This is a genomic window from Dehalococcoides mccartyi CG5 (genome assembly GCF_000830885.1).
GTDB lineage: Bacteria > Chloroflexota > Dehalococcoidia > Dehalococcoidales > Dehalococcoidaceae > Dehalococcoides > Dehalococcoides mccartyi_B.
The window spans coordinates 24,318-51,063 of sequence record NZ_CP006951.1 but is presented as its reverse complement, the minus strand read 5'-3'; the positions used below and the strand labels follow the sequence as shown (position 1 = coordinate 51,063).

Below are 26,746 nucleotides of genomic sequence, written 5' to 3'. Positions count from 1 at the left end.
TTACACTATATTAACTGAATACATGGGTTTATATCAATTCAGAAACAGGTCAAGCCCTCGACCATTAGTACTGCTAAGCTTAATACCTTACGGTACTTACACACGCAGCCTATCAAGCAGGTAGTCTACCTGCGGTCTTACCCCCGGTTGCCCGGGATGGGAGATCTAATCTTGAGGCCGGCTTCGCACTTAGATGCTTTCAGCGCTTATCCAAACCAGACTTGGCTACTCAGCAATGCCCTTGGCAGAACAACTGACACACCATTGGTCTGTCCTTCCAGGTCCTCTCGTACTATGGAAAGACCCTCGCAAATCTCCAGACGCCCACGACGGATAGAGACCGACCTGTCTCACGACGGTCTGAACCCAGCTCGCGTGCCGCTTTAACCGGCGAACAGCCGGACCCTTGGGACCTACTCCAGCCCCAGGATGCGACGAGCCGACATAGAGGTGCCAAACCTTGCCGTCGATGTGAACTCTTGGGCAAGATAAGCCTGTTATCCCCGGGGTAGCTTTTATCCGATAAGCCACGGCCCTTCCACTCGGTGCCGTAGGATCACTTTGCCCGACTTTCGTCCCTGCTCGACTTGTATGTCTCGCAGTCAAGCTCCCTTATGCCAATGCACTCTTAGGGTGATTTCCATCCACCCTGAGGGAACCTTTGGGCGCCTCCGTTACAATTTAGGAGGCGACCGCCCCAGTCAAACTATCCACCAGCCACTGTCCACTAGCTTGTTCTAGAGTTAGAGGCTAGATCCATCAAGAGTGGTATTTCAACGTTGGCTCCACCAAGGCTAGCGCCCTGGCTTCTCAGCCTCCCACCTATCCTACACATGATAAACCCAGACTCAATGGCAAGTTATAGTAAAGCTCCACGGGGTCTTTTTGTCCAGTCGCGGGAAACCCGCATCTTCACGGGTAATTCAATTTCACCGAGTCCCTCGTTAAGACAGCGCTCAAGTTGTTATACCTTTCGTGCGGGTCGGAACTTACCCGACAAGGGATTTCGCTACCTTAGGACCGTTATAGTTACGGCCGCCGTTCACTGGGGCTTCGGTTCAGAGCTTCGGTTACCCTAACTCCTCCCCTTAACCTTCCAGCACTGGGCAGGTGTCAGCCCCTATACTTCAGCTTTCGCTTTTGCAGAGACCTGTGTCTTTGTTAAACAGTCACTCGAGCCACTTTATTGTAACCCTCTCGCGAGGGCACCCCTTCTCCCGAAGTTACGGGGCTAGATTGCCGAGTTCCTTAACGAGGGTTATCTCGATCACCTTGGGACATTTACCCCCACCTACCAGTGTCGGTTTGCGGTACGGGCACCATTGCTTCAACAGTAACGAGGCTTTTCTCGACAGCTTGGACTCAACCAGATTGGCTTGGATCTCTCCGCACCTTCCACCAAACTTCAACTTAACTCCAGGACGGATTTGCCTATCCTGAAACGTCTAGGGTTTAGCGACACGCCATGTCCAATGGGCATGCCTGATCTATCCTCCTGTGTCCCCCCTTTACCTCCACAACGGTGGTGCAGGAATAATAACCTGCTGTCCATCGCTCTACGCCTTTCGGCCTCGGCTTAGGTCCGACTAACCCTACGCGGATTAACCTTGCGTAGGAAACCTTAGGTTTACGGTGGGCGTGTTTCTCACACGCCTTGCGCTACTCATTCCGACATTCTCACTTCCCTAAGCTCCACAGTTGTTTACACTCCTGCTTCACTGCCGAGGGAACGCTCCTCTACCATCTACCATATAGGTAGATCCATAGCTTCGGTGACAGGCTTAAGCCCCGTTGGATTGTCGGCGCAACACCACTCAACCAGTGAGCTATTACGCACTCTTTAAAGGATGGCTGCTTCTAAGCCAACCTACTGGATGTCTAGGCAATGCTACTTCCTTTCCCACTTAGCCTGCGCTTAGGGACCTTAGCTGATGGTCTGGGCTGTTTCCCTTTTGACTACGGAGCTTAGCCCCCATAGTCTCACTCCCAGGCTTTGATTAATGGCATTCGATGTTTGGTTAGAGTTGACAGGATCTCTCCCACCTAGTCTATCCAGTGCACTACCTCCATTAATGAACACCTGAGGCTGCACCTAAATGCATTTCGAGGAGAACCAGCTATCCCCGGGTTCGTTTGGCATATAACCGCTATCCACAGCTCATCCAACAACTTTGCCACGTTGACTGGTTCGGGCCTCCGCGAAGTATTACCTTCACTTCACCCTGGCCATGGATAGATCACCCGGCTTCGGGTCTACTCAGTGCAACTAAAACGCCCTATTCAGACTCGCTTTCGCTTCGGCTGCGCAACTTAATTGCTTAACCAGCTGCACTTAGTAACTCGTCGGATAATTCTTCAATAGTCACGCCATCAGAGCTTACGCTCCTCTGACTGCTTGTAGGCACACGGTTTCAGTTCTATTTCACTCCCCTCTCGGGGTGCTTTTCACCTTTCCCTCACGGTACTAGTTCACTATCGGTCATCAAGAGTATTTAGCCTTGCCATGTGGTCACGGCGGATTCCCACGAGATTCCACGAGTCTCGTGGTACTTAAGAAAGAATCAGAAGCCTATACCCTTTAATTTACGGGACTCTCACCCTCTGTGGTTGCCCGTTCCAGGGACCTTCTAATAGGGTTAGGTTTGTAACTTCTCGGTTTGCTCTGCACAAACCAAATTCTTCTTACAACCCCTTGTAAACATAGGCTACAGAACCACTAAGATTACAAGGTTTAGGCTCATCCCCGTTCGCTCGCCGCTACTAGGAGAATAATTTCTTTTCCTCGGGGTACTGAGATGTTTCACTTCCCCCACTTACCTCTACCCAGCCTATGTGTTGAGCTGGGAGTACTCAGGTTTTGCCTGAGCGGGTTGCCCCATTCGGAAATCCCCGGCTTAGCTTGTTAGGCAGCTGACCGAGGCTTATCGCAGTCTTACCACGTCCTTCATCGGCTCTTGATACCAAGGCATCCACCATGTGCCCTTACCTGCTTGACCTGCTTCGGAATTGATATTAACCCGTAGTATTCAGTTTTTAAAGTGCGTAACAAATATAAAGCGGCTTGGTAACATTACCAAGCCGCGAGCTTGGATTCACCTTAAACGAATTTTTATGTGGCTACTGTTATCATTTATCTCTCTGCCTCATTCAGAGGCGAAGGGTATTATATCCCATTGCTTCAACCGCTGTCAAGGGCGACCCCACGTTCAGCGGGAAAAACCTTGGAGATTTTTTCAGATTTTTAAGCTATTTAAAGGTGCTTAATTAAAAGCAGTAGAGTATAGACTTGTGGCTACCCTCTTGTCAAGAACGCCGGGGTGGTTTTTTACCCAAGGGGACATTACGATTGCCGCAGCCGCTATTTCTTCAATTTTAGCTTCAGCAACCCCAAGGTCTTTTAGGCTGAAATTTATATTATTTTTTTTGAGCCAGTTTTCTACTGCCAAAATCCCGTCTGTCTGCCCGAATACTTTTTCCCCCAGCATTTCTATCCGATGGCGGCGCACCGGGTAAAGGTTTCGCATGTAAGCCGGTAGAAGGGCGGCCAGACCATCAGCGTGGGCAATATCATAGTAACCGCTTAAGGCATGCTCCAAGCCGTGCATAGTCATATTGCCGCTCTTGCCTCCCAGTGACATAAACTGGGAACAGGCAATAGTTGAAAGCCAGCTAAGCTGGGTACGGGACTGAAGGTCATGCGGGGTTTGAACAGCTTTGGGCAAATACTCCACCACCAGCCGCATGGCCAGCTCGGCCATTCCATCCCGCAAAGGAGAGGTGTCTGCGACGGTCAGATAAGGCTCTGCTATATGGCAGAAAATATCCACTCCGCCCTGAGCTGTCTGGCGGGGAGGCAGGCTGAGTGTCAGCAAGGGGTCTACCAAAGACACTTTGGGCTGAAGGCGGTTGTCGGAAATAACCCTTTTCTCATGCTTTTCCCAGTTGGAGATGACTGCATTCCCATTAGCTTCAGAGCCGCTGGCAGCAACTGTAGGTATCATTATAAGGGGTAATAAATCACCCTCAGGGTATTCTTCCTGTTGTATATAGTCCCAAACAGGTCCGTTACAAGCTAGCCCAAAGGCAATTGCCTTGGCGGCATCCATGGCACTCCCACCCCCCAGAGCAATAATCAGGTCTACCCCTTTTGCTCTGGCCAGTTTAATACCCTCATCTACTGTAGATGAACGGGGATTCGGCTCTACATGGTCAAACAGAGTGGTTTGTATACAAGCCTCTTTAAGCAGGAACAAGGCCCTCTCCAGTATGCCTAAACGGCGTACTGCATCTTTCCCCGTGACCAGCAAAGCATGCCTGCCCAGCAGTGAGGCTTCGTGATTCAGGCTGCTTATACTGCCCACCCCGAATATAATACGGGTAGAAAGGTCAAATGTTGTTATCATAAACACATCATAACAGAAGACATAGCCTTTAAAACAGCCCCCTGCTTACTTCCAGTCTTTTACCTTCAGCCGCCAGACATTCGTCAGGTGATAACTAGGAGGGGGGTTCACCATTCCTGCCAAAGAGCCACTTCTGTTTCTGCTCAATACGGATAGCTTCATTGGTAGGCTGGTAGCGGGACAGAAAATCTGCTTTAAATTCTTCAAAACAGTCTTTTTCTATGGAGGTGCGTATTTCCTGCATAAAGTTGCTCAGGAAGGCTATATTATGTATGGTAGCCAGCCGGTAGGCCAGTATTTCTTCACATCGGAACAGGTGGTGCAGGTAGGCCGCTGAATAGTTGCGGCAGGTATAGCAGTTACACTCCGGGTCAATAGGCCCTTTCTGAGTGGCAAAAGCGGCATTGCGGATATTAAGCCTGCCCAAGCGGCTGAAAAAAGCCCCGTTGCGGGCCACTCTGGTTGGCAATACGCAGTCAAATATATCCACCCCGCAGCTTACCCCTTCCAGCAGGTCTTCGGGCGCACCCACTCCCATCAGGTAGCGGGGCTTGTTTTCGGGCAGAAAACGCAGGGTATGGCGGACGGTTTCAAATGTAATATCCTTTGGTTCACCCAGTGAAAGTCCGCCCAGCGCATAACCGGGGAAATCCAGTGAAGCCAGATACTCGGCTGACTGCCGCCTCAGCTCGGGGGAAAGCCCGCCCTGAACAATAGCAAAAAGGTGCTGGCTTTTTAGGGTATGGGCAGCAAGACAGCGTTTTGCCCACTGATGGGTGCGTTCCATAGCCGCCAAAACCTCATTCTCAGAGGCTTCGGAATGGGGGCATTCATCCAGCACCATGGCAATATCAGACCCCAGGTCCTGCTGGAAGCTGACCGCATCTTCAGGGGTAATATAGCGGGTACTGCCGTCTATATGGGAACGGAAACTAACCCCGCCCTCATCCAGCTTGCGCAAATTGGCCAGCGAAAATATCTGGTATCCACCGCTATCAGTCAGGATAACCCCGTCCCAGTTCATAAATTTGTGCAGGCCACCCATCTCTTTGATGATAGGTATGCCAGGGCGAAGGTACAGGTGATAGGTGTTGGAGAGTATCATATTTATATTTACGGATTTTAGGTCTTCGGGGGTAAGGGTTTTAACCGTAGCCTGACTGCCGACCGGGCAGAAAACAGGTGTTTCAACTTTGCCATGGGCCGTAAAAAGCTGACCGCGGCGGGCCAAACTTCGAGAACTGGTTTTGTTTAATATGAAAGATTTATCCAAAAGATTATGCTCCTGTGATATTTAAGGCTGGCAACAAGGCGGATTGGTTTCGTCCAGATAGTCCTGCAGAATAACCGCTGCCGCTGCTGCATCATCCCGGACGGTTTTATTATTCTTACCGCTGTCATTCATTTTGCGGCGGGCTTCGTCGGTAGAAAAGCGTTCATCCCGGTAAATAATTTCTATATTTAAATGCCTTGAAAGTAGTTCACTGAAACTTTTAACCTTCTCCGCCTGCGGGCCGATAGTACCATTTAGAGATATAGGCAGACCGATAATAAGCAGATCAGGCTGATGGGTTTTGACCAGACTTTCAATATTTTCCAGTGTCTTGGTATCATCGTCACGCCGAAGTATAACCAAAGGGGAAGCCAGTATCCTTAAGGGGTCGCTCAAAGCCGCCCCTATCCACTTGTCACCCACGTCCAGCGCCAGTATACGGCCTATTTTACCCCTCCAAAACGGTTCTTTATATCATTCCCTTTACAGCCTGAAGAGCTTCGTCCAGTTTGGACTTGTCACGCCCGCCGCCCTGAGCCATATTCGGCTTGCCGCCACCGCCGCCGCCGGCTATCTGGGAAAGTTTCTTAACAATATTACCGGCATGATATCCTTTGGCAATCAGATCAGGGGTTACCATGCACAGGAAGAACGGCTTGTCTTCGGTAACCGTACCCAGCACTATTACCCCGCTGCCCAGTTTGTCCCGCAGGAAATCAGCCGTCTCACGCAGGGTATCAGCATTGACCGAGGTCATACGGCTGACCAGCAGTTTGACCCCTTTGTAATCTTCAGCTTTGGAAAGCAGCTCTTCCGCCTCACCCCGGGACATCTGGCGTTCCAGATTTTGGACTGCTTTCTTAAGCGTATCTATTTCTTCTTTCAGTTCAGCCAGTTTGCGCGGTGATTCTTCCGCAGTAGATTCCAGCATGCCCGAAAGTTCGGACAAACTGTCCTGCTGGAGATTAATGAAAGCCTCAGCCTCCCGCCCGGTTACAGCTTCAATACGCCGAAGACCTGCCCCCACACTGCTTTCACTCATTATCTTGAACAAGGCTATTTCACCGCTGGCGGTCACATGGGTACCGCCGCAAAGTTCAGCTGAAACCGCTGGACGCCCCACCCTGAGCACCCGTACCCTGTCACCGTATTTTTCCCCAAAAAGGGCAGTTACACCCTCCTCCAGAGCGTGGCGGTAGGGCATTTCTTCGGCATAAACCGGCAGATTGCGGCGGATTTTGTCATTCACAAATTCCTCTACCCGCCGCATTTCATCTTTACTCATAGGTTTCAGATGGGAAAAGTCAAATCGGAGGCGGTCAGGCGTTACCACCGAACCCCTCTGCTGAACCTGCTCACCCAGCACTTCCCTGAGAGCCGTCTGGAGTATATGGGTAGCGGTATGGTTGCGGGCAATATCCCGCCGGCGTTCTTCATTTATATGGGCAGTAGCCGCTTCAGATATCTTCAGGCAGCCATTTATCACTCGCCCCTGATGCAGAAAAACCCCGTTGGGCAGGTGGAGGGTATTTTTAACCTCAAAACGCCCTGCATCGGTTATAATCTCACCGGTATCGCCCACCTGTCCGCCCATTTCGGCATAAAAAGGGCTCTCATCCAGCACTATGCTGGCCTCGTCACCCTCTTCTATACTGTCAACTGTGCCGCCCTCGGTCAGAATATCTTTAATAGTTGATTTCTGAATGGCAAGTTCGTATCCCACAAAACAGGTTTTTTCGGCATGGCGCATATTCTTGACTGCCTCAGCGGTAGCCGCCGCATCAAAGCTGAACTTACGGCTGGAACGGGCTTTGGTACGCTGGATTTCCATTTCGGATTCAAATCCATCAAGGTCTACACTCAAGCCCTTTTCGGCGGCTATTTCGGTAGTCATCTCCACCGGAAAGCCGTAAGTATCGTACAGTTTAAAGGCATCCTGCCCGGAAATCCGCCCTCCTTTGGTCTGGCGGACTATCTCTTCCAGAAGCTCCAGACCGGTAGCCAGCGTTTCCGAAAAACGGGCTTCCTCACTGGCTATCATCTCCAGTACATAGGTTTGCCGTTTTTTAAGTTCAGGATAAATGCCGCTCATACGGTTAATAACCGCCCCGGCCATATCCACCAAGAAGGGTCTTTCCAATCCCAGCCTGCGCCCGAAAAGGACTGCCCGCCGAAGCAGACGGCGAAGCACATAGCCCCGCCCCGCCTTGTCCGGAATAACCCCGTCAGCAATCAGAAAGGTAATGCCCCGGCTGTGTTCGGATACTATCCGCAGGGCTCTGTCAGTTGCGGCATCACACCCGTATTTCCTGCCCGAAAGCAGGCAGGCTTTTTCCACAATTGGGGCAAATATATCGGTTTCGTATACGTTTTTCTTGGACTGCATCAGTATAGTCAGGCGTTCCAGCCCCATGCCGGTATCAATGCTGGGGGCAGGCAGGTTTTGACGCTTGCCGCTCTTGTCCTGATTAAACTGGACAAATACCAGATTCCATATTTCACAGAAACGGCCGCACTTGCAGGAGGGGTTGCAATCCGCCTTGCCGCAGCCCGTTTCCTGCCCGAAATCATAGTGGATTTCACTGCAAGGGCCGCAGGGACCTGAATCCCCGGCCGGTCCCCAGAAGTTGTCAGCCGCATCCAGCCGGACTATCCGGTTTTCGGGTACTCCCTGTTCCTTCCAGAGGGCAATAGCCTCGTCATCATCCAGATAGACTGTTATCCAGAGCCTTTCGGCAGGTATATTTAGCCTTTGGGTTACATATTCCCAAGCCCAGGCAATAGCTTCTTTTTTAAAGTAGTTGCCGATGCTGAAGTTGCCCAGCATTTCAAACAAGGTCAGGTGGCTGGCGTCGCCCACTGATTCAATGTCGGTAGTGCGGAAACATTTCTGGCAGGAGGCCATACGAGGATTTTCAGGCTTGGCCACCCCCAGATAATAGGGCTTGAACTGCACCATGCCGGCGGTAGTTAAAAGAAGGGTGGGGTCATTGTGGGGTATCAGGGAAGAACTGGCAATCCGCTTATGCCCCTTCTCCTCAAAAAATTTCAGATAATTTTCGCGTAATTCATCACTGCTAAACAAAGCCGCACCTGCCATTTCAAGTAGATAGATAAGATAAATACGATTTTAGTTTAAGCTCATCAAGCTGTCAATTTTAATAATCCACAGCGGGTCTTCTATATTATATATAGGGTTCACTGAGGCTGGTTGTTCGCACTATCCAGACAGGCATAGGCATACAGAGCTGCCCCAATCACCCCGGCATTATCCCCCAGAACAGAAACTATCAGGCGGACATCATCCCCCGCCAGACGGAAAGCCCGTTTATAAAGCACTTGGCGGGCAGGCTCAATAAATATCTCTCCCAGCTTGGAAACCCCGCCCCCCAGTATAATAAGCTCCGGGTTAAATATATTGGCAATATTCACCAGCCCGATTCCCAGATATTCCCCTGCCTGACGGATAATCCCCAGACACAGCCTGTCACCCTCTGAAGCCGCCCTGCCTATATCCTCTGCGGTCAAAGCCGAATAATCCGCCTTGAAGCGTTCTACCAGTATGGAAAATTCACCCCCAGCAAGTTCGGTCTGAACCCTGCTGACAATAGCCGTACCCGAAGCCAGTGTTTCTAAACAGCCTTTGTTGCCGCAGACATCTTCCTTACCGTTTATATCCAGACACATATGCCCTATTTCACCGGCACAGCCGCTCTGCCCCAGATACAGCTCGTTATTTATAATAATACCGCCCCCGATACCGGTGGAAACGGTCAGGTAAACCAGATTTTTAACTCCCAGCCCCACTCCCAGACGGTGTTCACCCAGTGCCGCAGCCGAAGCATCATTTATAATAAAGGTCTTGAGATAACGTTCTGTAAGCATATCCCTGAGGGGCACGTCCCGCCAGTCGGGCAAATGGGGAGACTGGGTAACCAGCCCGTTTGGCATATCTATACCCCCGGCAACCGCCGCAGCAAGTGCCTCAAACTGTGAGGTATTCAGGTTGTTACGCTCAAGCAAGCGGTCAAGCACCAGGCAGATGCTCTCAAATACACCCGTTACCCCGTTGAGGGCACAGGTAGGCTCCTGTTCCCAAGCCACCACCCGTCCGTCATGGGTGACCACCGCCGAACGGATTTTACTGCCGCCTATATCCAGACACAAACAGGGCTTGCTCATAACCTCTGAATTACTACGGTTCAATAAAGCCCCCTATTTTTAGTTAAAGTGAATAACCCTAGGCCTTCAGGAATGGCAGCCAGTCCATCAAACCAATTCCGGCATATATCAGAATAATATATTTGGGGAATTTGCCTAGGAACAGCGCCGGCAAAAACTTGTGAACAGGCATGCGTGCCAATCCGGCAATCAGCCCTCCCACATCAAAAGGCACTATCGGCTGGGCAGCCAGAAAGGCGATAGCCCAAGCACCGTATTTCTGTATCCAGATTTCCACCCGGTTGTAACCCACCAGACCTTCGGGAATGGCCAGTTTTTTACCTAACCGGCCGGCAAAATAACCGCTCATTTCACCCAGACTGCCGCCCAGAGCACCGAACAGAGCTACCAGCACCGGATTAAAATTGGTTGCGGCAGCAACCATAATGGAAATAGCAAAAGGCACCGGGGCTATAACCGTGGCATTAGCCAGTATAGACATAACAAAAACCAGCAGGTACGTCAGCCAGGCATATTCATCAAGGGGTATATCCAGACTGTCTACCAGCGAATTAAGTCCCCAGGCCAACAGAAAACTGAGTGCTATAAGAGCCCCAAAGGTTAATAAAAGACTGCCCCATTTTACTGTTTTCAGTTGTTCCCTGAGAGACTGTTTTTGTTTTTCTTCCAAGCTATTTTCTCCCGCAAAGTTCGGCAACCAGCAAACTCAAGGCCAGCTCCGGTTCAAAGCGGCCGGTTTTTATATAGAGGTCTGTCTCAAGCAGTTTAGTGTAAATATTTTTAAGGCTGTCCATATTCTGGCATACAGCCTGAGAGGCCGTTTTCCTGAGGGCGTATTCCGAACCGCCCATAACCTTGAAAACCTCTGCTTCCTTCAATCCCCGTTTTTTAAGGGCAGTATAACGCACCATCAGCCGAAGCTGGCGTACCAGCATGAAGAGCAGAAAACCGGGTGACCCGCCGCCAGCAGTAAAAGCCGCCAGAGACTGCTGGGCTTCTTTAACCTTACAGTCCAGTATAGCATCCACCAGAGAGAATATATTTACTTCCTGAGCATAGCCCACCATAGCCTGCACATCTGCTTCCTCTATCACCCGCCCCTGTGCATACAATCCCAGTTTTTCAATCTCGGTAGAAAGTGCCCACAAATCGGGCCCCGCCAAGCGGCCCAGCAAACGGGCAGCCGGAACAGACATCTGGATAGAAGATTGTTTGGCACGCTGCATTACCCAACCGGGCAGGTTTTGGGCAGAAAGAGGTGCAAAATGCTTAACCTCGGCACGGCTGCCTATTATTTTGAAAAGGGGGTTGGTTGCCAAAACGGACACTTTTTCTTTTTCGCGGTAGTCACCATCTTTGGCAGTAGTATAGTCCAAAAGCACCGCCAGAGTTGTCGGAGGCAGATTATCCAGTGCCCGGGCAAACTCATCAGGGCTGTTTTTGTTTGCGGTATCCTTGGCGGCAGTTTTGCCCTTTGCACCCTCAAACCTCTCCAGCAGTCCGTTCACTATAACCAGCCGGGCAGGAGCTAAAAAGGGAATAGTCTGTACGTAATTTAAAAGTTCGGCAGCCGTCAGGTTTTTAGCTTCCAGCAGAGTGGTATTGGCCGAAGCCAAAGACTCATCACCCAAAGCCTGTTTTATCTGCTTCAAGCGTTCTTTCAGGGAAAAATCATCACTGCCGGTAAAAATATACAGCAAATTCAAGCCACCTTCGGCTGATATTGTAGCATAAGAAAGCGGGTACGTAACCTTTGAAGTTTAGTGCAAAAATGCCTTACAGTATGTTACAATCTGCCCGTAAGCTACACTTGGAGGATTTGAAACAATGCCCGAAGAAGTTGTGATGCCCTACGAACTCCGCAAACATATTGCCATTGCCAATGACATGGAAATAGCCCCTGAAATAAGGGAAAAGACCATTAAACATATTGCCCGCTTTGGTTCCTACGAGGCACTGTGTGCCCTGCTGGACATTGCCTGCAATACCAAGGCAAATTACGGTGAACGTGATCTGGCTCTCAAGGTATCCAGAGACGTACTCAAAAACAGCCGCAAAAACGATATCTAGGAGCAAAAGCGAAAGTAATATATGGCAGTAACAATAGGTATAATAGGTCTGGCTAAAAGCGGACGCACCACCATTTTCAACGCCGCTACCCGCAGTAACGCCGCCACCGGCTCTTATTCACAGAGTAGTTCGGCCAACGTAGGCATTGTAAAGGTGCCTGATGCCCGTTTGAGTCCCCTGGAAGAAATGTTCCACCCCAAGAAACTCACCCCGGCCGAAATAAAATATTTTGACGTGGGGGCATCTCTCAAAGGCGGCACTAAAGACAGCTCTTTTTCAGGTGAACTTTTGACCCAACTGCAAAACGTAGATGCCCTGCTTAATGTTATCCGGGCATTTGAAGATACCGCCATCCCTCTGCCTGCCGGCGGCATCAACGCCGAACGTGACCTGACCACCATGAATGCCGAGCTTATTTTTTCAGACCTGACTATTATTGAAAAAAGGCTTAACCGCATCGGCAGCCAGATGAAGAGTGCCAAACCCCCGGAGAGAGCCGCTCTGGAACGTGAAAAAGAACTCATGGCCCGAATCAAAGAAGCCATGGAGAAAGATATTCCCGTCCGTGATATGGAAGTGGATGAGGAAGAGGCCAAAATACTGTCCGGTTACCAGTTTCTGAGCAACAAACCGGTGCTTATGGTTATAAACATCGGCGAAGATGACCTGCCCAAGGCCGCCGAGATGGAAGCCGAACTCAATACCCGCTACGGCGGCAAAAACTACAGGGTGATTGTAATGTGCGGCAAACTGGAAGCCGAACTGATAAATATGGACGAGGCTGAAGCCACCGAATTCCGCTCAAGTTACGGGCTTAAAGAAACCGGACTTGACCGCACCATAAGAGCTTCCTATGACCTTTTAGACCTTATCTCATTCTTTACCGTAGGGCCGGACGAAGTGCGGGCTTGGACTATTACCCGCGGTACTATATCCCAGAAAGCAGCCGGCAAAATCCACTCCGATATAGAACGGGGATATATACGGGCAGAGATTGTCCACGTCGGTGACCTGCTTACCGCCGGTTCACTGGCGGAAGTCAGAAAACGCGGTCAGCTGAGGCTGGAAGGCAAAACCTATATAGTACAGGACGGAGATACCGCCAACTTCCTGTTTAACGTCTAAATCTGCTCTATAAGGGCGGAAAGTATCTCCGCCCCGCGGTAAACCAGTTTTGAACAAAGGCCTTCCCGGAGACCTTTTTCTTTTACCAGTTTAGCCCCCTCCGGAGTGCCTATATTGCATTTGATTAGGTCACGGCAGGCCGTAGCCCCGAATTCAGCTTCAAACTGCTTTAGAAACTCGCGGCCAAGGCGGTTACACTTTTCTCTGGCCGCTTTATCTTCAACCGAAGCCTGCCCGAATTTCAAACCTATCACCATCAACCCGCCGCTGATTACCCCGCAAGTGTCACCCCGCGCCGCCATGCCTCCGCCAAAAGCTGAAGCCAGTTTAAGGGCTGTCCCGGTTTCAATACCCAGAGATGGGGCAAAGGCCGCAAGCAAAGACTGGGCACAGTTGAAACCCTTCTCATGAAGGATTTGGGCTGAAACGGCTATATCACTCATGGATTTCATTCTCCTGAAATATATATCTGAAGGAGGCCTAAAGTATAAATATACCTTATTTTTGAGGTAAATTAAAAAACCCGCCTTCTTCGGGCAGGTTTAAACCGCATTATTGTACTTGCAACCGGCTGAAACTTAAACAGGCCCGCCCATTTCCTCCAGCCGTTCATCACTTATGCCGAAATGGTGGGCAACTTCGTGCTTGACTACCCGCCGGACTTCGTCTTTTATGTCATCTTCAGACTTAACCGTATCCAGTATGGCCAAACGGAATATAGTTATACGGTCAGGAGTAACCATACCATAAGAAGCATGGCGTTCAGTCAGGGGAACACCTTCGTAAAGCCCCAGCAGATCTTCGCCCGCTTGCATATCCAGATTGCGGCGCTGGACGCGGCTGGGGCGGTCAGCCACCAGTATTTCCACATTATCCAGCAGGGCTAAAAATTCCTCCGGCAGGCTGTCCACCGCCTCTCCCACTAATTGCTTGAACTGTTCAATATCCATATTTTTATAATATCCCCAATCTGCCCGGAATAACAGCCCGAACATATCCCCCGCCTGCCAATAAATCCCTGCCTTGTAAATAACCCGTCTTTAGGCTAATCTTTTCATAATAGCTATTTTATATTATCAAGGAGTATTAAAGTGTTTGACTTTTTCTTTGGCGGAATTTTGGGGCTTATCTCTTTTGCAATTAGCCTGGCATTTTATTTCCTGCCCACCATAATCGCCCTGGCTAAGCACCGCCGCAATACCCTGGCCATTTTCCTGCTGAACTTCTTCCTCGGCTGGACTTTTATCGGCTGGGTAGTCGCTCTTGTCTGGTCAGTGAAAAAGTAACCCTGCCTTTATGCTGGAAATAAACTACTCAACTGCTATAGACCCTTTTCTGCGGAATATCAGAAGTTTTATACCAGATTTCGGCGGAATAAAACCGGGTGAACGGGTACTGGACGTCTGTTCAGGTTCAGGGGCTCAAGTAGGCGAATACCGCAAACGGGGTATTCTGGGTTTCGGGCTGGACCTCAGCCCGGATATGCTCAGCCTCTCCCGCCGCCTGTATGACCCCGCCTTACCTTCGGACAGTTATTTTACCGAAGCAGATGCCCGCCATCTGCCATTTGCAGATGCCAGTTTTGACTATACCTCTACCACTCTGGCACTCCATGACAAACCCGCCCAAACCTGTCTGGAGATACTGGCGGAAATGAAACGGGTGGTCAAACCGGAAGGTTATATCCTTATAGCAGACTACACCTGCCCCCTGCCTGCCAGTTTTCCCGGCTGGATAATAAGAACCATAGAACGCCTAGCCGGCGGTGAACACTACCGTAATTTCCGCCATTACCTGAAACATGGCGGCGTACCCGCCCTGTTTGAAGAACTTGGCATCAAGCCTGAGGGCACCCAAACCACCAGTTACGGCCTGATAACTGTTACTAAAGCTAAAGTAAGTTGACAGAAACAGCCAAATGCTATAAAAATAATGGCTGAATATTAGAGCCATATAATATCCAAGGAGGCTTTTCATGAAAATAGAACCTGAAGTCCGCAAAGAGATTAACCAAGTGCTGGATGCAATGAAAGAAGCCGTTGAGGCCAAGAATATAGAAGCACTGGTGGGACTGGTAGACAGTGAACCGAATATACTCACCGTGGGTCCCTGCCCGGACAATGTCGGCCTCGGGCAGAACGGCTTCAGACGCTGGATGCAAGCCCTGCTGGACAAAGCTACCCCAGTAAAATTCAAGTTAGGGTTTACCACCATAAAAGGCAACGGTCCGGTTGTCTGGCTGGATACCCATGTAACCTATACCTGTAAAAATGGAGAAAACCAAAAGGATTTTGATTTTTACCTGAGCGGAGTGATGGAAAAGGTTACGAACGAGTGGCGCTGGAGCCAAATGCATTTGTCTGCTCCTTCGGAACTTGAATTTCCCGAAGGACCGCCTCCCTCACCTGAGGCTGAAAAACCGGCGGAAAAACCAAAATACACAACTGAAAATAAAGCTCCAAACCCGGAACAGGGCGAAGATGCCCCTCCCGAATGGAATTATATGTAAACTAACCTTTGCAGACTACAAAACCCTCGTCGCAAAGGCGGGGGTTTTTCTTTAAACAAGTGCGGCAGACAGGCAGACAGCCTCTGCCCGAAAGAAAGGCGGTTGGGGTATGAACGTGTTTCGCTCTGCCCTGCTCTTTTATGTATTTGCCATGCTGGCGCTGTGTTTTATACCGGCCTGGCATAGCTTCATCAGTCAGGTCACAGGCTCACTTGACCAAAATCTGAGCTTGGTTATCAAACTGATAGCTGACCCTCTGGAATATGTTTGGAAGTGGGTGCTGGCAGTATTTATAATACTGCTGCTGAACCGCCGGAATTAAAGGCTCCTCAGATATTCGTCCATAACCAGCGCCGAACGTTTGGCCGCTCCCATAGCGCTTATGACTGTATCAGAGCCGGTTACTATATCCCCGCCAGCCCAAACCGCTTTATGCGAAGTTTGCCCGCTGATACCGGCCGCCACCGTGCCGTTGGGGTTTACCTGCAAATCAGGGGCAGACTGCATAACCAAGGGATTGGGGCGGGTACCCAGAGCAATAATAGCTAAATCTATGTCCATTTCAAATTCACTGCCATCCACCGGTATGGGACGGCGGCGGCCGCTGGCATCAGGTTCGCCGAGCTCCATCTTTTGGCAATCCATAGCCCGCACCTTCCCCTGTTCATTTGCCAGAAAACGCACAGGACTTGTCAGGAAATGAAATTTGATACCCTCCTCGCGGGCATTTTCCACTTCTTCCTTTCGGGCCGGCAGTTCAACCTCGGAACGGCGGTAAATAATACTGACTTCTTCGGCACCTAAACGCAAAGCACAGCGGGCGGCATCCATAGCTACATTACCGCCTCCAATCACCGCCACCTTTTTGCCCTTTTTAACCGGGGTATCATATTCAGGGAAACTGTGAGCTTTCATCAGGTTTATCCGAGTCAGAAACTCATTAGCTGAATATACCCCGTTCAAGTTTTCACCCTGCACATTTAAAAACAGAGGCAAACCCGCTCCGGTTGCCAGAAAAACAGCCTGAAAGCCTTGCTTGAAAAGGTCATCAAGCGAAAACAGCCTCCCTGCCACCGCATTGAGTTCAATCTTAACGCCCAGTGATTTTACGTATTCCACTTCACCCTGCACTATATCCTTAGGCAGGCGAAATTCGGGTATGCCGTACATCAGCACCCCGCCGGCTGTATGCAGAGACTCAAACAAGGTGACATCATGGCCCAAACGAGCCAGTTCGGCAGATGCAGTCAATCCAGCCGGCCCTGCCCCAACCACCGCCGCTTTTTTCCCGCTCTTGGGTTTAAGGCTTTTAGGCAGATTAACCTCGGCAGAATGTTCACGCTCCCAGTCCGCCACGAAACGTTCCAAACGCCCAATAGCTATGGGGACTTCTTTTTTATTTAATATGCAGGCCTGTTCACACTGGGTTTCCTGCGGGCATACCCTTCCGCAAACCCCCGGCAAGCTGTTGGTCTTTTTAAGTATGCGGGCGGCTTCAGGCATATCGCCTTCCCTTAAGGCCAAAATAAATTCCGGAATATCTATATTTACCGGACAACCCTCTACGCAATAACGCTTTTTGCACTGCAAACAGCGGGCAGCCTCAATATGGGCATCAGAAGGGGTGTAGCCGGTGGCCACTTCGGAAAAATTTTGAATCCTTTTGGCAACCGCCTGTTTGGGCATATCAATTCTATTCAGACCTGCTTTAGCCATGGTTTCCGCACCCCTCTTCCTTGCAGCGGCATCTCTCGGAGGCCACAGCCTCTTCAGCCACATAGGACTTCTGGCGTACCAGCAACCCGTCCCAATCCACTTTATGCCCGTCAAACTCCGGTCCGTCCACACAGGCAAAACGGGTCTGCCCGTCCAGACTGACCCGGCAACAGCCGCACATTCCGGTTCCGTCTATCATTATGGGGTTAAGGCTGACAATTGTTTTCACCCCGAAAGGCTGGGTGGTTTTTGAGCAGAATTTCATCATAACACTGGGGCCTATTACTATTACCCGGTCTAGTTTGGTATCTGAAGAAAGCAGGTCACGCAAAGGTTCGGTAACTAACCCTTTGATGCCGGCAGAACCGTCATCAGTGCAGACTATCATTTCATCTGAATATTTCGTAAGGCGGTCATGCCAGAAGAAAAGATCTTTACTGCGGGCACCCACTATACTTATTACCCGGTTACCCGCCTCTTTCATAGCTCTGGCAATGGGTACAATGGTAGCCATGGCAAAGCCGCCGCTTACGCAAACCACTGTCCCGAAATTTTCAATCTCGGTAGGCTTACCCAAAGGACCTGCAAAATCCAGTATAGCATCACCCTTGCCCAGCTTGGCCAGTTTACGGGTGGAAACACCTATTTCCATGTAGATAACAGTAACTGTTCCTGCTTGAGCGTCCCAGTCTGCAATAGTCAGAGGGAAACGCTCTCCCTCAGTATCAACCCTGAGGATAACGAATTGTCCGGCAGCCGCCGCAGCCGCTACTTTAGGTGCCTGTATCTTCAGCAAGTGTACTTTGGGCAACAAATCCTGCCGCTCAATAATCGTATACATACCTCTCCTTGCGTATACTGCTGGACAAAACCCAGAAGCATCTATGAGTATTAGTGCCGATTTACAGGTAAATATAAAAACCTATGATAATTTATCATTAAATGACGCCTTACTTCAAACCATAACCAGTTGAATTTAGCTTGATAAAGTTATAATATATTAAGCGTTTTAACCCGCTTGGTTGTCTATTAAGCATTAAGGAAACAACATGTTTATTGAACTTGTCCATATTGGTTTCGGCAATATTCTGGCCATGAACCGGGTTATTGCCATTTCTCCGCCCAGTTCTGCCCCCATTAAACGTATTATACAGGAAAGCCGGACTAAAGGCTTTTTGATAGACATGACCAACGGCCGCAAAACCAAAGCGGTTATATTTACTGACAGCGGGCATATCGTACTGGCGGCGCTTGCCCCTGAAACTATTACCGGACGACTTTCTATTAGCCGCGGCGGTGCGGTAAAACCTGAGCTGGTTGATGACAAACTGGAACTTTAATAAAACTGAAAAACCCCTGCTGTTGATTGTTTCCGGTCCTTCCGGCGTAGGTAAAGATGCAGTTCTGGCCCGTATGAAAGAGCGCAAACTGCCCCTGACCTATATAGTCACCACCACCACCCGCCCCAAACGGGAAACCGAAACCGAGGGAGTTGATTATAATTTTATCAGACCGGCTGAATTTCAAGAGCTTATCAGCCAGAATGAACTGCTGGAATGGGCTAACGTTTACGGAAATTTTTACGGCGTCCCCAAAGCGCCTATCAGGCAAGCCTTATCCCGCGGTTCAGATGTTATTGTAAAAGTGGACGTTCAGGGTGCGGCCAGCATCAAAAAAATAGTGCCGAATGCGGTATTTATTTTCCTGATGCCCCCGGATATGGACGAACTGACCCGCCGTCTGGAACACCGCCTGACCGAATCACCCGAATCCCTCAGACGGCGACTGGCTACTGCCCCGCTCGAAATAGAAAAACTCCCCGACTTTGACTACGTGGTAGTCAACCCAGAGGGGGAGATTGATAATGCTGTCCGTGAGATTATGTCTATTATTGCGGCCGAACACTGCCGCATACAGCCCCGTTTAATTGAACTTTAGAAAATAAGTTTAAACAAACCAGCCACCAAAAAACCCAGCGCACCGCATATAGGAAAGGTGAGCAGCCACGCCCCCACAATATTTCCCGCCACACCCCAGCGTACTGCAGAAAGCCTGCGGGTAGCTCCCACCCCCATAATAGCCGAAGAAATGGCATGGGTGCTTGACACAGGAATACCTATTGAAGCCGCTATCTGGATAACTGTAGCGGCAGCAGTTTCAGCCGCAAAACCATTTATCGGCCTAAGGTTAGTCATACGCACGCCCACTGTCTGGATAACCCTCCAACCGCCGATAGCCGTCCCTGCGCTGATAGACAAAGCCGAAAGAACAATAATCCAAAGCGGTATAGCGTCCCAGAGACCGGCATTACCGGTATAAAGCACTGTACCCAGAGCAATAATACCCATAGGCATCTGCCCGTCACTCCGCCCGTGGCTGAAAGCCATGAAAGCGGCTGAAAATATTTGAAGGTGGGAAAAAAGCCCATTAGTCTTGGAGGGAACACTCCGTCTGAATATCCAAAGCAAGGCAACCATAAGCAGGTAACCACCTGCCATACCCATAATAGGGGCAATACCTACAGCCGCAATAATCTTTAAAAGAATACCCCAATCTACCGATCCAAACCCCGCCATAGCCACACCGGCCATGGCCAGACCGGCCACCAGACAGTGCGTCAGACTTACGGGAAGCCCCTTACGGGTAGCCACCACAGACCAGATAACTGCAGCTATAAGTCCTGCAATAACTGTTTCATAGGTAAGTGATTCAGGTCCCAGTATGCCCTTGCCAATAGTCCTGGCCACAGCCGTACCGGTAAAAACACCCACAAGATTGGCAACCGCCGCCATTATTATAGCCTTGCGGGGAGACAAAACACGCGTACCAACCACGGTGGCAATGGCATTAGCTGTGTCGTTGGTACCGTTTACAAAGGCAAAACCTATGGCTAAAAGGATAATAAGAAGATAAGGTAAAAACGAGGCATCAGGCATTCTTCAGGGCAACCCCCTCAAGAACATTAGCCACATCTTCGCACCTGTCAGTGGCAGTTTCCATATGTTCAAATATCTCACGCCACTTGATGATGTTTGCCATGTCTTTCGAATCGGTAAAAAGCTCACCCAGAGCCGCTCTGAAAGCCACGTCCGCCAAATTTTCCAGACGGTTTATCTCTACGCAATGGGAAATAACCTGTTTCATCTCAGACTTGTGCCGAAGATGGGGCACCGCCAGCGAAACTTCCTTGGCAGCCAGCACAATAATGGCGGCCAGTTCTTTGGCACGTTCACCGGGCCGCCCGGTTTTGTAAATAAACATAAAATCTGCAGCTGAATGAATAAAGTCGGTAACATCATCCATAGTGTGGGCAAGCAAAGCAATGTCTTCGCGGTCAAAAGGGGTAACAAAGGTACGGTGGAGAAGGTTTATAATCTGGTGGGCAATACTATCACCCTCATGTTCCAAATCTGCAATTCGGGCTACTTGATCATCCACATTTACCCAGTTATTAACTAACTTGTCTAATTCCTGGGCGGTAATTACCATGTTCTTCGCACTCATCTCAAGCAGGTCAAAGAACTTTTCCTCCCTTGGGATAATACTGATTCTAGGCAACTGTCCTCCTATGCCGTCGGCATCTCATTTATTTTTTCTTTCATTACGATATATATGATAGAGTCTTGAGTGGTCAAAATCAAGAAAAAGCTCAAGCCCTGCCAAACGTAATCAATTTATAATAATTGTGCTATCATTAACTTATGTCCCTTATCTCAAGTAAAAAAACTGCCCCCGATAACCAGATGCCGGTCAGCAATAAACTGAAACTGGGAATCCTTTTTTCCGGCATCATCCTCCTGGCTGAATTCGTCGGCGGACTGGCATCTAACAGTCTGGCTCTGTTAAGTGATGCCGGGCATGTCCTGACAGATGTTTTAGCCCTTTCTCTGAGCTATTTTGCCTTAATGCAGGCCAAACGCCCTTCCAATTTTAAAATGACCTTCGGGTACCATCGGATAGGCGTTCTGGTTGCCATATTAAACTCTATAAGCCTTATCGGCATTGCAGTCTTTATTTTTTACGAATCTTTCCAGCGTTTTCAGAGTCCTCCGGAAATAAATGCCTGGCTGGTTTTACCGGTAGCCCTGCTGGGGTTGGCAACCAATCTGGCGGTTGCCCTGATACTGCACAGTGAGCAAAAAGAGAACCTTAATATCAAAAGTGCGTTCTGGCATGCCGCCGGTGATACGCTGGCTTCAGTCGGGGTTATTATAAGCGCAGTGGTGGTAATATATAGCGGCAATTATCTGGCGGACATAATAGTCAGTGTAATTATCGGCCTTATTATCAGTCTGGGAGGCATAAATATTTTCCGCCAGGGTCTGCGGGTAATACTGGAAGCCAGTCCCAAAGATATAAACATCAGCCAGTTGGCTGCTTCAGTTAAAAACATTCCGGGGGTAAAAGACTTTCACCATATACACATCTGGAGTATCAGCCCTGAAATCCACGCCCTTTCCGCCCACGTGCTGATAGACGACTGCCCGGTAAGCCAAGCTGATTATATCCGCCAGCAAATAGAAACCTCCCTCAGAGAAGGCTTTGCTCTAAATCATATCACCCTTCAGATGGAATGCCGGGTTTGCCGGGCAAACGATATTCTCTGCCAGTTGGAAATAGGCCGGCAATCTCACTCCCATAAACACCACTAAAATATCCATCATAGCTAAATATGCCCATTATTTGACAGCAGCCCTTCAACTGCCTAAAATGCCTAAGCCTGAAAAACACACTTGACCATTGGGTGGCCTAGGTGCCATGATAGAAATATATTTTTGAGAATATGCTAAAAGAAGAAATACTTAAACCCATCTCTCATCACGAGCACTGCCATCATAAGGTCTTTCGGGTAGAGAGAAAACAGAAAAGCCGGATTAGTTCGCTTTTGAGCCAGCTGAAGCAATTCAGAAACTCTATAAGCAAACAGCGAGACTAGAAAATGTATATTGTGATTGCCGGCGGCGGCACGGTAGGCTACAATATAGCCTCCATGCTGGTCGTGGAAGACCACGAAGTGGTAGTTGTTGAGCAGTCTGAAAAGGCTGTTGAATACCTTAACCAACAGCTGGACATTAAAACTATTTTCGGTAATGCCGCCATTCCCCGCATACTGCGCGATGCCGAAGTTCAACGGGCCGATCTGGTTTTAGCAGTAACAGACCGTGATGAAACCAATATGGTTATCTGTTTTATTGCCAAAGAAATGGGCGCCGCCACTACTGCCGCCCGAATCCGCAATTCCGAATATACCGGTTATTTTATACCTCCCGCCAAGTCCACTCTATCTGCCAGACGGATTATCCGCCCCAAATCACTGGGTATTGATGTATTTATAAACCCTGAAGTAGAGATGGCTCGTGAAATACTGGGCATTCTGTCCAGTTTTTATTCCACCCCGGTGGAACAGCTGGCTAACGGGCTGGTCCAAATACGGAGTTTTACTATTGAAGGCTCACCCATGGCCGGCAAGACCCTGAGTGAGTTAAATTTTGCCAAACCCTGCGTGGTGGCCGCTATTGCCCGTAAAGAAGAGCTTCTCGTACCCCGGCCTGACCTGGTTTTGGAAAACGAAGATGCCCTTTATCTGGTGGCCGAACGTGACAATATGGACTATCTGGGGCGGATGTTCAGTGCCATCCAACGCCCTGCCCGCAGCGTTTTTATACTGGGAGGCACCCAAATAGGAATGCTAGTTGCCGAGGGGCTGGCAGACCATGACGTTGTTGTAAAGCTGATAGAACCTGACGAAGAAAAAAGCCAGAAGGCGGCTGTAAGGCTGGAAAAGGCGGTGGTACTCAAAGGAGACCCTACCGACCGGGATTTTCTGACCGAACAGGGCGTACCTTCGGCTGATGCTTTTGTGGCCACTACCGAAAATGACGAATTCAATATTTTAAGTTGTCTGGTAGCCAAAAATCTGGGGGTAGACCGTAGCCTGACGGTTATCAACAAACCTTCTTACATACCCTTGGCCGAAGCTGTAGATATAGATGTTGCCGGTTCTCCGGCTATTATTACTGCCCGGAAAATAGCTCACTTTGTGCTTTCCGGCGGAGCTATTGCCGCTACTTTGCTGGAAAGCGGCCAGCTGGAAGCCGTGGAATTTGTGGTCAACCCGCAAGCCGGTATCATAAACCAAAAGGTTAGCCAGATTGAAATCCCCAAGGAAGCCACCATAGGGGCTGTTGTCCAGAATAATCAGGTTATTATTCCCCCTGACGAAGCTGTTATCCATGCCGGAGACCATGTTATTGTGGTCTCCCAGCTAAACGTTCTGCATGACGTGGAGAAGCTGTTTAAATAAACCATGAAAATAAATAACGTTCTCCATTACCTGGGGCTGGTTATTGCCATTGTGGGTGGCTTTATGCTTATCCCCTTTATCTTCAGCCTGATAAACGCAGAGCCGGACCAAATGGCCTTTGGCATTTCCATTGTCATCACCTTAAGTGCCGGCTTTCTGCTGTGGCGTTTCACCCCCATCACCGAAAGGCGTATCAGCCTGCGCGAATCTCTGGCTATTGTAGCCGGAAGCTGGATTATGGCCGCCCTGTTCGGTTCACTCCCTTTTATCATTTCAGGGGTACTCCCCAGTGTTATTGACTGTATCTTTGAAGCTATGAGCGGCTTGACTACCACCGGTGCCAGTGTGTTCAGCAGTGTAGAAAACCTGCCTCACGGCATACTTGTCTGGCGCTCCCTGACCCAGTGGATAGGCGGCTTGGGTATCATTATGCTGTTTGTCACCATCCTGCCCATGCTGGGCATTGGTGCTTCCCAGCTTATGGAAGCTGAAACACCCGGTCAGCAGGAACGGCTGACCTCACGTATCCGGGATACCGCCAGAACCCTGTGGCTACTGTATCTGGGTTTTACAGTGGCAGGCTTCATAGCCCTTGTTATTGCCGGACTGCCCGGATTTGATGCCTTTAATGTCATTTTGGCTACTACCCCTACCGGCGGTTTTGCACCCGTAAGCAGTATCGGAGTATATAACAACCTGGCTGTTGAACTTATTCTTATTTTCTTCATGGTGGCCAGCGGGGTAAACTTCGGACTTTATTACTACCTGCTCTGGAAAGGCCGTCCCGCCAAATTTTTCGGCAACCCGGAGTTCAAGTTATATATAGGTATTCTGGCAGGCTGTATACTCCTTATAAACTGGGATCTGGTAGCCAATGCCGGCATAGGTATTTTTGAGGGTTTGCGTCAGGCCAGCTTCCAGACTACCTCAGTTATGACTACCACCGGTTTTGCCACCGCTGATTTTGCCACCTGGCCGCACTTCTCACAGGCTATTTTACTGGTACTGATGGTAGTGGGTGCATCTGCCGGTTCTACCGGCGGCGGTCTGAAAGTAATCCGCCTGCTGGTTTTGTTTAAATACACCTACCGCCGCATACTCCTGACTTTCAACCCCAACGCAGTTATACCCATAAAAATAGGCGGCAACGTTATTTCCGACAAGCTTATCTCGCGTTCAGTAGGCCTGACTATACTCTATTTTGCCGCCCTGTGGGCAGGTTTTCTAATCATGAGTGCCATAGGGCTGGACTTTGTTACTGCCCTATCCAGCATTACCTCCTGTTTGGGAAACATAGGCCCGGCTCTGGGTACTGTCGGCCCCATGTCCAGTTATGCGGACATACCGGGCATAGGCAAACTGGTACTCCTTATAGCCATGCTGGTAGGCAGAATAGAGCTTTTCACCTTACTGGTTTTATTCGTGCCGGCCTTCTGGCGCTGGCGTTAAACACCCCCTTAGTTGTAAAGTATTAAACTGCAGTTTATAATGGACTTTGTGGAAATGAGGGGCTATCCGATAAGCTATGGAATTTGAACGTATACTGGTACCTGTAGACGGCACGGAAACTGACGAAGAGGCTATAAGCCTAGCTTGCACTATATCTAAAGTTTCCGGCAAAACCAGAGTATTTGCTGTTCATATCATTCCGGTTGAACGGGCTTTGCCTCTTGACGCAGAGCTTTCATCTGCTATAAACAAATCCGAAGGCATTCTGGCCAAAGCTGAAGAAATAGCTGAAAAACAAGGCGTCAAACTGGAAACAGACCTTCTGCAGGCACGCGAAGTAGCCAACGCCATTATTGACGAAGCTGTAGAAAAAGAAATAGACCTCATACTTATAGGTCTTAGCTATAAAACCCGTTTCGGAGAGTTTTGCATGGGTGGCGTACTTCCCTACATACTCCAAAACGCCCCCTGCCGGGTAATAGTTTATCATCAGCGCAAGGTGTAAAAGATGAAAGTAGTCATAATGGGTTGCGGGAGAGTTGGCGCCCAGTTGGCCACCATGCTGGATAAAGAAGGCAACGAAGTTATCTCTCTGGATATAGATGCGTATAGCTTCCGCCGCCTGCCGGCAGATTTTAAAGGTACAGCCCTTTTATGCAACGGCATGGACGAAGAGTCCCTGAAGAAGGCTGGTATTGAAACCGCAGATGCCTTCGTAGCCGTTACCCAAGGTGACAACCGCAATATTATGGCCGCCCAGATAGCCAAAAAGATTTTCAACGTACCAAAAGTGGTCTGCCGCATATATGACCCCCTCCGCCGTGACCTTTACACTCTGCTTGGGCTGGACGCCATAAGCCCCACTACTATCTTTGCCCAAATGCTAAAAGACAAGATAGAGAGCAAGGAATAAACCTATGTATGTTGTAGTAATTGGCGGCGGACGTTTGGGTTATTACCTCCTCAAAGCCCTTCTCAATGACGGACACGAGGTGCTTCTTATTGAAAAAAATTCTTCCCTGTGTGACGGCATCAACAAAGAAATGGGCAGTGTTTGCCTGCATGGTGACGGCTGTGAAACCGCCGTTCTGACCGAAGCCGGCACTTCCAGAGCTGACCTGCTTATTGCCGTAACCGGAGATGACGAAGATAATCTGGTAGCCTGTCAGGTTGCCAAGTACAAGTTTAACGTACCCCGCACCATTGCCCGGGTCAGAAACCCCAAGAACGAATCCGTCTTCAGGCAACTGGGGGTAGACTCCACCGTAAACTCCACCAATATTATACTTGAGCATATTGAACACGAAGTGCCCAGCCACGCTATGACCCACCTGCTGACATTACATGGCAAAGACCTTGAGATTATAGATATACGCATTCCTGAAAATGCTCTGACTGTAGGCAAGCAGATACACGAGCTGGTACTGCCGCCCCAAACCATTATCTCCCTCATTGTACGCAAGGACGGCAAACCGATACTGCCCCGCCCCGAAACCACTGTTCAGGTCGGTGACCAGTTTATGATAGTCACTTCGGCAGCCAAAGAAGCCGAGATACGTGATATCCTGACCGCCACCGCTTAAAGCCCGGTAACCCTCTTGCCCCCATGCCTGAAATATTTTTATATCGCCCCTTTTTATTTATCTCTCAGCCCGCGTCAGACTATTTACAGCCTTCTATCCAATATATATTGACGGGTAAATCCTTTTGGTATA

Annotated in this window: 27 protein-coding genes and 1 rRNA gene; 14 read left to right on the top strand and 14 right to left on the bottom strand. The window is 49.5% G+C overall.

Going from position 1 to position 26,746, the window contains the following annotated elements; all coding sequences use genetic code 11:
- Positions 1–45: 45 nt before the first annotated feature.
- The 8 genes from X794_RS00260 to holA form a co-directional block, all read right to left on the bottom strand.
- Positions 46–2,996 (bottom strand): 23S ribosomal RNA (locus X794_RS00260).
- A gap of 264 nt (positions 2,997–3,260) precedes the next feature.
- Complete coding sequence (locus tag X794_RS00255) at positions 3,261–4,403, bottom strand: iron-containing alcohol dehydrogenase (RefSeq protein WP_034377044.1); 1,143 nt, start codon at positions 4,401–4,403, stop codon at positions 3,261–3,263.
- A 94-nt stretch (positions 4,404–4,497) separates the two neighbouring features.
- A complete protein-coding gene (gene tgt, locus X794_RS00250) occupies positions 4,498–5,676 on the bottom strand; it encodes a tRNA guanosine(34) transglycosylase Tgt (RefSeq protein ID WP_034376945.1) in 1,179 nt (392 codons plus the stop codon).
- Between the two features lie 21 nt (positions 5,677–5,697).
- A complete protein-coding gene (gene ruvX, locus X794_RS00245; protein WP_078983047.1) occupies positions 5,698–6,105 on the bottom strand; it encodes a Holliday junction resolvase RuvX in 408 nt (135 codons plus the stop codon).
- Between the two features lie 40 nt (positions 6,106–6,145).
- Complete coding sequence (gene alaS / locus X794_RS00240) at positions 6,146–8,761, bottom strand: alanine--tRNA ligase (protein ID WP_034376947.1); 2,616 nt, start codon at positions 8,759–8,761, stop codon at positions 6,146–6,148.
- 113 nt (positions 8,762–8,874) lie between these two features.
- A complete protein-coding gene (locus X794_RS00235; RefSeq protein WP_015407373.1) occupies positions 8,875–9,882 on the bottom strand; it encodes an ROK family protein in 1,008 nt (335 codons plus the stop codon).
- Positions 9,883–9,916: 34 nt separating this feature from the next.
- Positions 9,917–10,528, bottom strand: a complete 612-nt coding sequence (locus tag X794_RS00230) for a VTT domain-containing protein (protein WP_011308684.1) — start codon at positions 10,526–10,528, stop codon at positions 9,917–9,919.
- 1 nt (position 10,529) lies between these two features.
- Complete coding sequence (holA, locus tag X794_RS00225; protein ID WP_034377046.1) at positions 10,530–11,558, bottom strand: DNA polymerase III subunit delta; 1,029 nt, start codon at positions 11,556–11,558, stop codon at positions 10,530–10,532.
- A gap of 127 nt (positions 11,559–11,685) precedes the next feature.
- Between holA and X794_RS00220 the strand changes: the two genes are divergently transcribed.
- Entirely contained in the window at positions 11,686–11,928 is a 243-nt protein-coding gene (locus tag X794_RS00220) for a hypothetical protein (RefSeq protein WP_011308682.1), read from the top strand.
- A 21-nt stretch (positions 11,929–11,949) separates the two neighbouring features.
- Complete coding sequence (gene ychF / locus X794_RS00215; protein ID WP_011308681.1) at positions 11,950–13,053, top strand: redox-regulated ATPase YchF; 1,104 nt, start codon at positions 11,950–11,952, stop codon at positions 13,051–13,053.
- On the opposite strand, the gene X794_RS00210 is transcribed toward ychF, so the two are convergent.
- Together X794_RS00210 and X794_RS00205 are read right to left on the bottom strand one after the other, a co-directional pair.
- Positions 13,050–13,496 carry a C-GCAxxG-C-C family protein gene (locus tag X794_RS00210; protein ID WP_011308680.1) on the bottom strand — a complete coding sequence of 149 codons (447 nt, stop codon included), beginning with the start codon at positions 13,494–13,496 and terminating at the stop codon, positions 13,050–13,052. The genes ychF and X794_RS00210 overlap by 4 nt on opposite strands.
- A 135-nt stretch (positions 13,497–13,631) precedes the next feature.
- The gene (locus X794_RS00205; RefSeq protein WP_034377047.1) at positions 13,632–14,003 is read right to left on the bottom strand and encodes a metallopeptidase family protein; all 372 of its coding nucleotides are present in this window, start codon (positions 14,001–14,003) and stop codon (positions 13,632–13,634) included.
- A gap of 141 nt (positions 14,004–14,144) precedes the next feature.
- On the opposite strand from X794_RS00205, the gene X794_RS00200 reads away from it, so the two are divergent.
- The 4 genes from X794_RS00200 to X794_RS00185 all read left to right on the top strand — a co-directional run bounded on the left by X794_RS00200 (position 14,145) and on the right by X794_RS00185 (position 15,884).
- Positions 14,145–14,339 (top strand): superinfection immunity protein, encoded by a 195-nt coding sequence (locus X794_RS00200; protein ID WP_011308678.1) that lies wholly within the window; start codon positions 14,145–14,147, stop codon positions 14,337–14,339.
- 10 nt (positions 14,340–14,349) lie between these two features.
- Complete coding sequence (locus tag X794_RS00195; RefSeq protein ID WP_011308677.1) at positions 14,350–14,958, top strand: class I SAM-dependent methyltransferase; 609 nt, start codon at positions 14,350–14,352, stop codon at positions 14,956–14,958.
- 70 nt (positions 14,959–15,028) lie between these two features.
- Positions 15,029–15,562 (top strand): nuclear transport factor 2 family protein, encoded by a 534-nt coding sequence (locus X794_RS00190; protein ID WP_011308676.1) that lies wholly within the window; start codon positions 15,029–15,031, stop codon positions 15,560–15,562.
- Between the two features lie 109 nt (positions 15,563–15,671).
- Positions 15,672–15,884 (top strand): hypothetical protein, encoded by a 213-nt coding sequence (locus X794_RS00185; RefSeq protein WP_011308675.1) that lies wholly within the window; start codon positions 15,672–15,674, stop codon positions 15,882–15,884.
- On the opposite strand, the gene gltA is transcribed toward X794_RS00185, so the two are convergent.
- Together gltA and X794_RS00175 are read right to left on the bottom strand one after the other, a co-directional pair.
- Positions 15,881–17,278, bottom strand: a complete 1,398-nt coding sequence (gene gltA, locus X794_RS00180; RefSeq protein WP_011308674.1) for an NADPH-dependent glutamate synthase — start codon at positions 17,276–17,278, stop codon at positions 15,881–15,883. The two genes, X794_RS00185 and gltA, sit on opposite strands and share 4 nt — an antisense overlap.
- Positions 17,271–18,119 carry a sulfide/dihydroorotate dehydrogenase-like FAD/NAD-binding protein gene (locus X794_RS00175; RefSeq protein WP_011308673.1) on the bottom strand — a complete coding sequence of 283 codons (849 nt, stop codon included), beginning with the start codon at positions 18,117–18,119 and terminating at the stop codon, positions 17,271–17,273. The genes gltA and X794_RS00175 overlap by 8 nt, the downstream gene beginning before the upstream one ends.
- A 208-nt stretch (positions 18,120–18,327) precedes the next feature.
- Between X794_RS00175 and X794_RS00170 the strand changes: the two genes are divergently transcribed.
- Both X794_RS00170 and X794_RS00165 read left to right on the top strand, forming a co-directional pair.
- Positions 18,328–18,618 carry a DUF370 domain-containing protein gene (locus tag X794_RS00170; protein ID WP_010935846.1) on the top strand — a complete coding sequence of 97 codons (291 nt, stop codon included), beginning with the start codon at positions 18,328–18,330 and terminating at the stop codon, positions 18,616–18,618.
- On the top strand, positions 18,599–19,216 hold the full coding sequence (locus tag X794_RS00165; protein WP_015406708.1) for a guanylate kinase: 618 nt from the start codon (positions 18,599–18,601) through the stop codon (positions 19,214–19,216). Before X794_RS00170 ends, X794_RS00165 begins: the two co-directional genes overlap by 20 nt.
- Here the strand turns inward: X794_RS00165 and X794_RS00160 are convergent.
- Both X794_RS00160 and X794_RS00155 read right to left on the bottom strand, forming a co-directional pair.
- Complete coding sequence (locus tag X794_RS00160; RefSeq protein WP_011308671.1) at positions 19,213–20,214, bottom strand: inorganic phosphate transporter; 1,002 nt, start codon at positions 20,212–20,214, stop codon at positions 19,213–19,215. The two genes, X794_RS00165 and X794_RS00160, sit on opposite strands and share 4 nt — an antisense overlap.
- Complete coding sequence (locus X794_RS00155; protein WP_011308670.1) at positions 20,207–20,836, bottom strand: DUF47 domain-containing protein; 630 nt, start codon at positions 20,834–20,836, stop codon at positions 20,207–20,209. Before X794_RS00155 ends, X794_RS00160 begins: the two co-directional genes overlap by 8 nt.
- A gap of 143 nt (positions 20,837–20,979) precedes the next feature.
- On the opposite strand from X794_RS00155, the gene X794_RS00150 reads away from it, so the two are divergent.
- The 6 genes from X794_RS00150 (at position 20,980) to X794_RS00125 (ending at position 26,614) form a co-directional block, all read left to right on the top strand.
- On the top strand, positions 20,980–21,930 hold the full coding sequence (locus tag X794_RS00150) for a cation diffusion facilitator family transporter (RefSeq protein ID WP_011308669.1): 951 nt from the start codon (positions 20,980–20,982) through the stop codon (positions 21,928–21,930).
- Positions 21,931–22,217: 287 nt separating this feature from the next.
- Positions 22,218–23,582: a Trk system potassium transporter TrkA gene (gene trkA, locus X794_RS00145; RefSeq protein WP_011308667.1), complete on the top strand. Its 1,365-nt coding sequence runs from the start codon at positions 22,218–22,220 to the stop codon at positions 23,580–23,582.
- A 3-nt stretch (positions 23,583–23,585) separates the two neighbouring features.
- The gene (locus tag X794_RS00140; protein ID WP_011308666.1) at positions 23,586–25,031 is read left to right on the top strand and encodes a TrkH family potassium uptake protein; all 1,446 of its coding nucleotides are present in this window, start codon (positions 23,586–23,588) and stop codon (positions 25,029–25,031) included.
- A gap of 76 nt (positions 25,032–25,107) precedes the next feature.
- Positions 25,108–25,536 carry a universal stress protein gene (locus X794_RS00135; RefSeq protein WP_011308665.1) on the top strand — a complete coding sequence of 143 codons (429 nt, stop codon included), beginning with the start codon at positions 25,108–25,110 and terminating at the stop codon, positions 25,534–25,536.
- Between the two features lie 3 nt (positions 25,537–25,539).
- A complete protein-coding gene (locus X794_RS00130; RefSeq protein WP_011308664.1) occupies positions 25,540–25,944 on the top strand; it encodes a potassium channel family protein in 405 nt (134 codons plus the stop codon).
- 4 nt (positions 25,945–25,948) lie between these two features.
- Positions 25,949–26,614 (top strand): potassium channel family protein, encoded by a 666-nt coding sequence (locus tag X794_RS00125; RefSeq protein ID WP_011308663.1) that lies wholly within the window; start codon positions 25,949–25,951, stop codon positions 26,612–26,614.
- Positions 26,615–26,746: the final 132 nt, after the last annotated feature.

What these genes read in the sequence shown, in the direction of transcription:
- X794_RS00205 (WP_034377047.1), bottom strand. Translation starts at nt 14,003, where the DNA reads ATGGATATTGAACAGTTCAAGCAATTAGTGGGAGAGGCGGTGGACAGC.
- X794_RS00135 (WP_011308665.1), top strand. Translation starts at nt 25,108, where the DNA reads ATGGAATTTGAACGTATACTGGTACCTGTAGACGGCACGGAAACTGAC.
- X794_RS00195 (WP_011308677.1), top strand. Translation starts at nt 14,350, where the DNA reads ATGCTGGAAATAAACTACTCAACTGCTATAGACCCTTTTCTGCGGAAT.
- X794_RS00255 (WP_034377044.1), bottom strand. Translation starts at nt 4,403, where the DNA reads ATGATAACAACATTTGACCTTTCTACCCGTATTATATTCGGGGTGGGC.
- X794_RS00150 (WP_011308669.1), top strand. Translation starts at nt 20,980, where the DNA reads ATGTCCCTTATCTCAAGTAAAAAAACTGCCCCCGATAACCAGATGCCG.
- X794_RS00165 (WP_015406708.1), top strand. Translation starts at nt 18,599, where the DNA reads ATGACAAACTGGAACTTTAATAAAACTGAAAAACCCCTGCTGTTGATT.
- X794_RS00175 (WP_011308673.1), bottom strand. Translation starts at nt 18,119, where the DNA reads ATGTATACGATTATTGAGCGGCAGGATTTGTTGCCCAAAGTACACTTG.
- ychF (WP_011308681.1), top strand. Translation starts at nt 11,950, where the DNA reads ATGGCAGTAACAATAGGTATAATAGGTCTGGCTAAAAGCGGACGCACC.
- X794_RS00125 (WP_011308663.1), top strand. Translation starts at nt 25,949, where the DNA reads ATGTATGTTGTAGTAATTGGCGGCGGACGTTTGGGTTATTACCTCCTC.
- trkA (WP_011308667.1), top strand. Translation starts at nt 22,218, where the DNA reads ATGTATATTGTGATTGCCGGCGGCGGCACGGTAGGCTACAATATAGCC.
- X794_RS00140 (WP_011308666.1), top strand. Translation starts at nt 23,586, where the DNA reads ATGAAAATAAATAACGTTCTCCATTACCTGGGGCTGGTTATTGCCATT.
- X794_RS00220 (WP_011308682.1), top strand. Translation starts at nt 11,686, where the DNA reads ATGCCCGAAGAAGTTGTGATGCCCTACGAACTCCGCAAACATATTGCC.
- X794_RS00210 (WP_011308680.1), bottom strand. Translation starts at nt 13,496, where the DNA reads ATGAGTGATATAGCCGTTTCAGCCCAAATCCTTCATGAGAAGGGTTTC.
- gltA (WP_011308674.1), bottom strand. Translation starts at nt 17,278, where the DNA reads ATGGCTAAAGCAGGTCTGAATAGAATTGATATGCCCAAACAGGCGGTT.
- X794_RS00185 (WP_011308675.1), top strand. Translation starts at nt 15,672, where the DNA reads ATGAACGTGTTTCGCTCTGCCCTGCTCTTTTATGTATTTGCCATGCTG.
- X794_RS00190 (WP_011308676.1), top strand. Translation starts at nt 15,029, where the DNA reads ATGAAAATAGAACCTGAAGTCCGCAAAGAGATTAACCAAGTGCTGGAT.
- X794_RS00170 (WP_010935846.1), top strand. Translation starts at nt 18,328, where the DNA reads ATGTTTATTGAACTTGTCCATATTGGTTTCGGCAATATTCTGGCCATG.
- X794_RS00160 (WP_011308671.1), bottom strand. Translation starts at nt 20,214, where the DNA reads ATGCCTGATGCCTCGTTTTTACCTTATCTTCTTATTATCCTTTTAGCC.
- X794_RS00130 (WP_011308664.1), top strand. Translation starts at nt 25,540, where the DNA reads ATGAAAGTAGTCATAATGGGTTGCGGGAGAGTTGGCGCCCAGTTGGCC.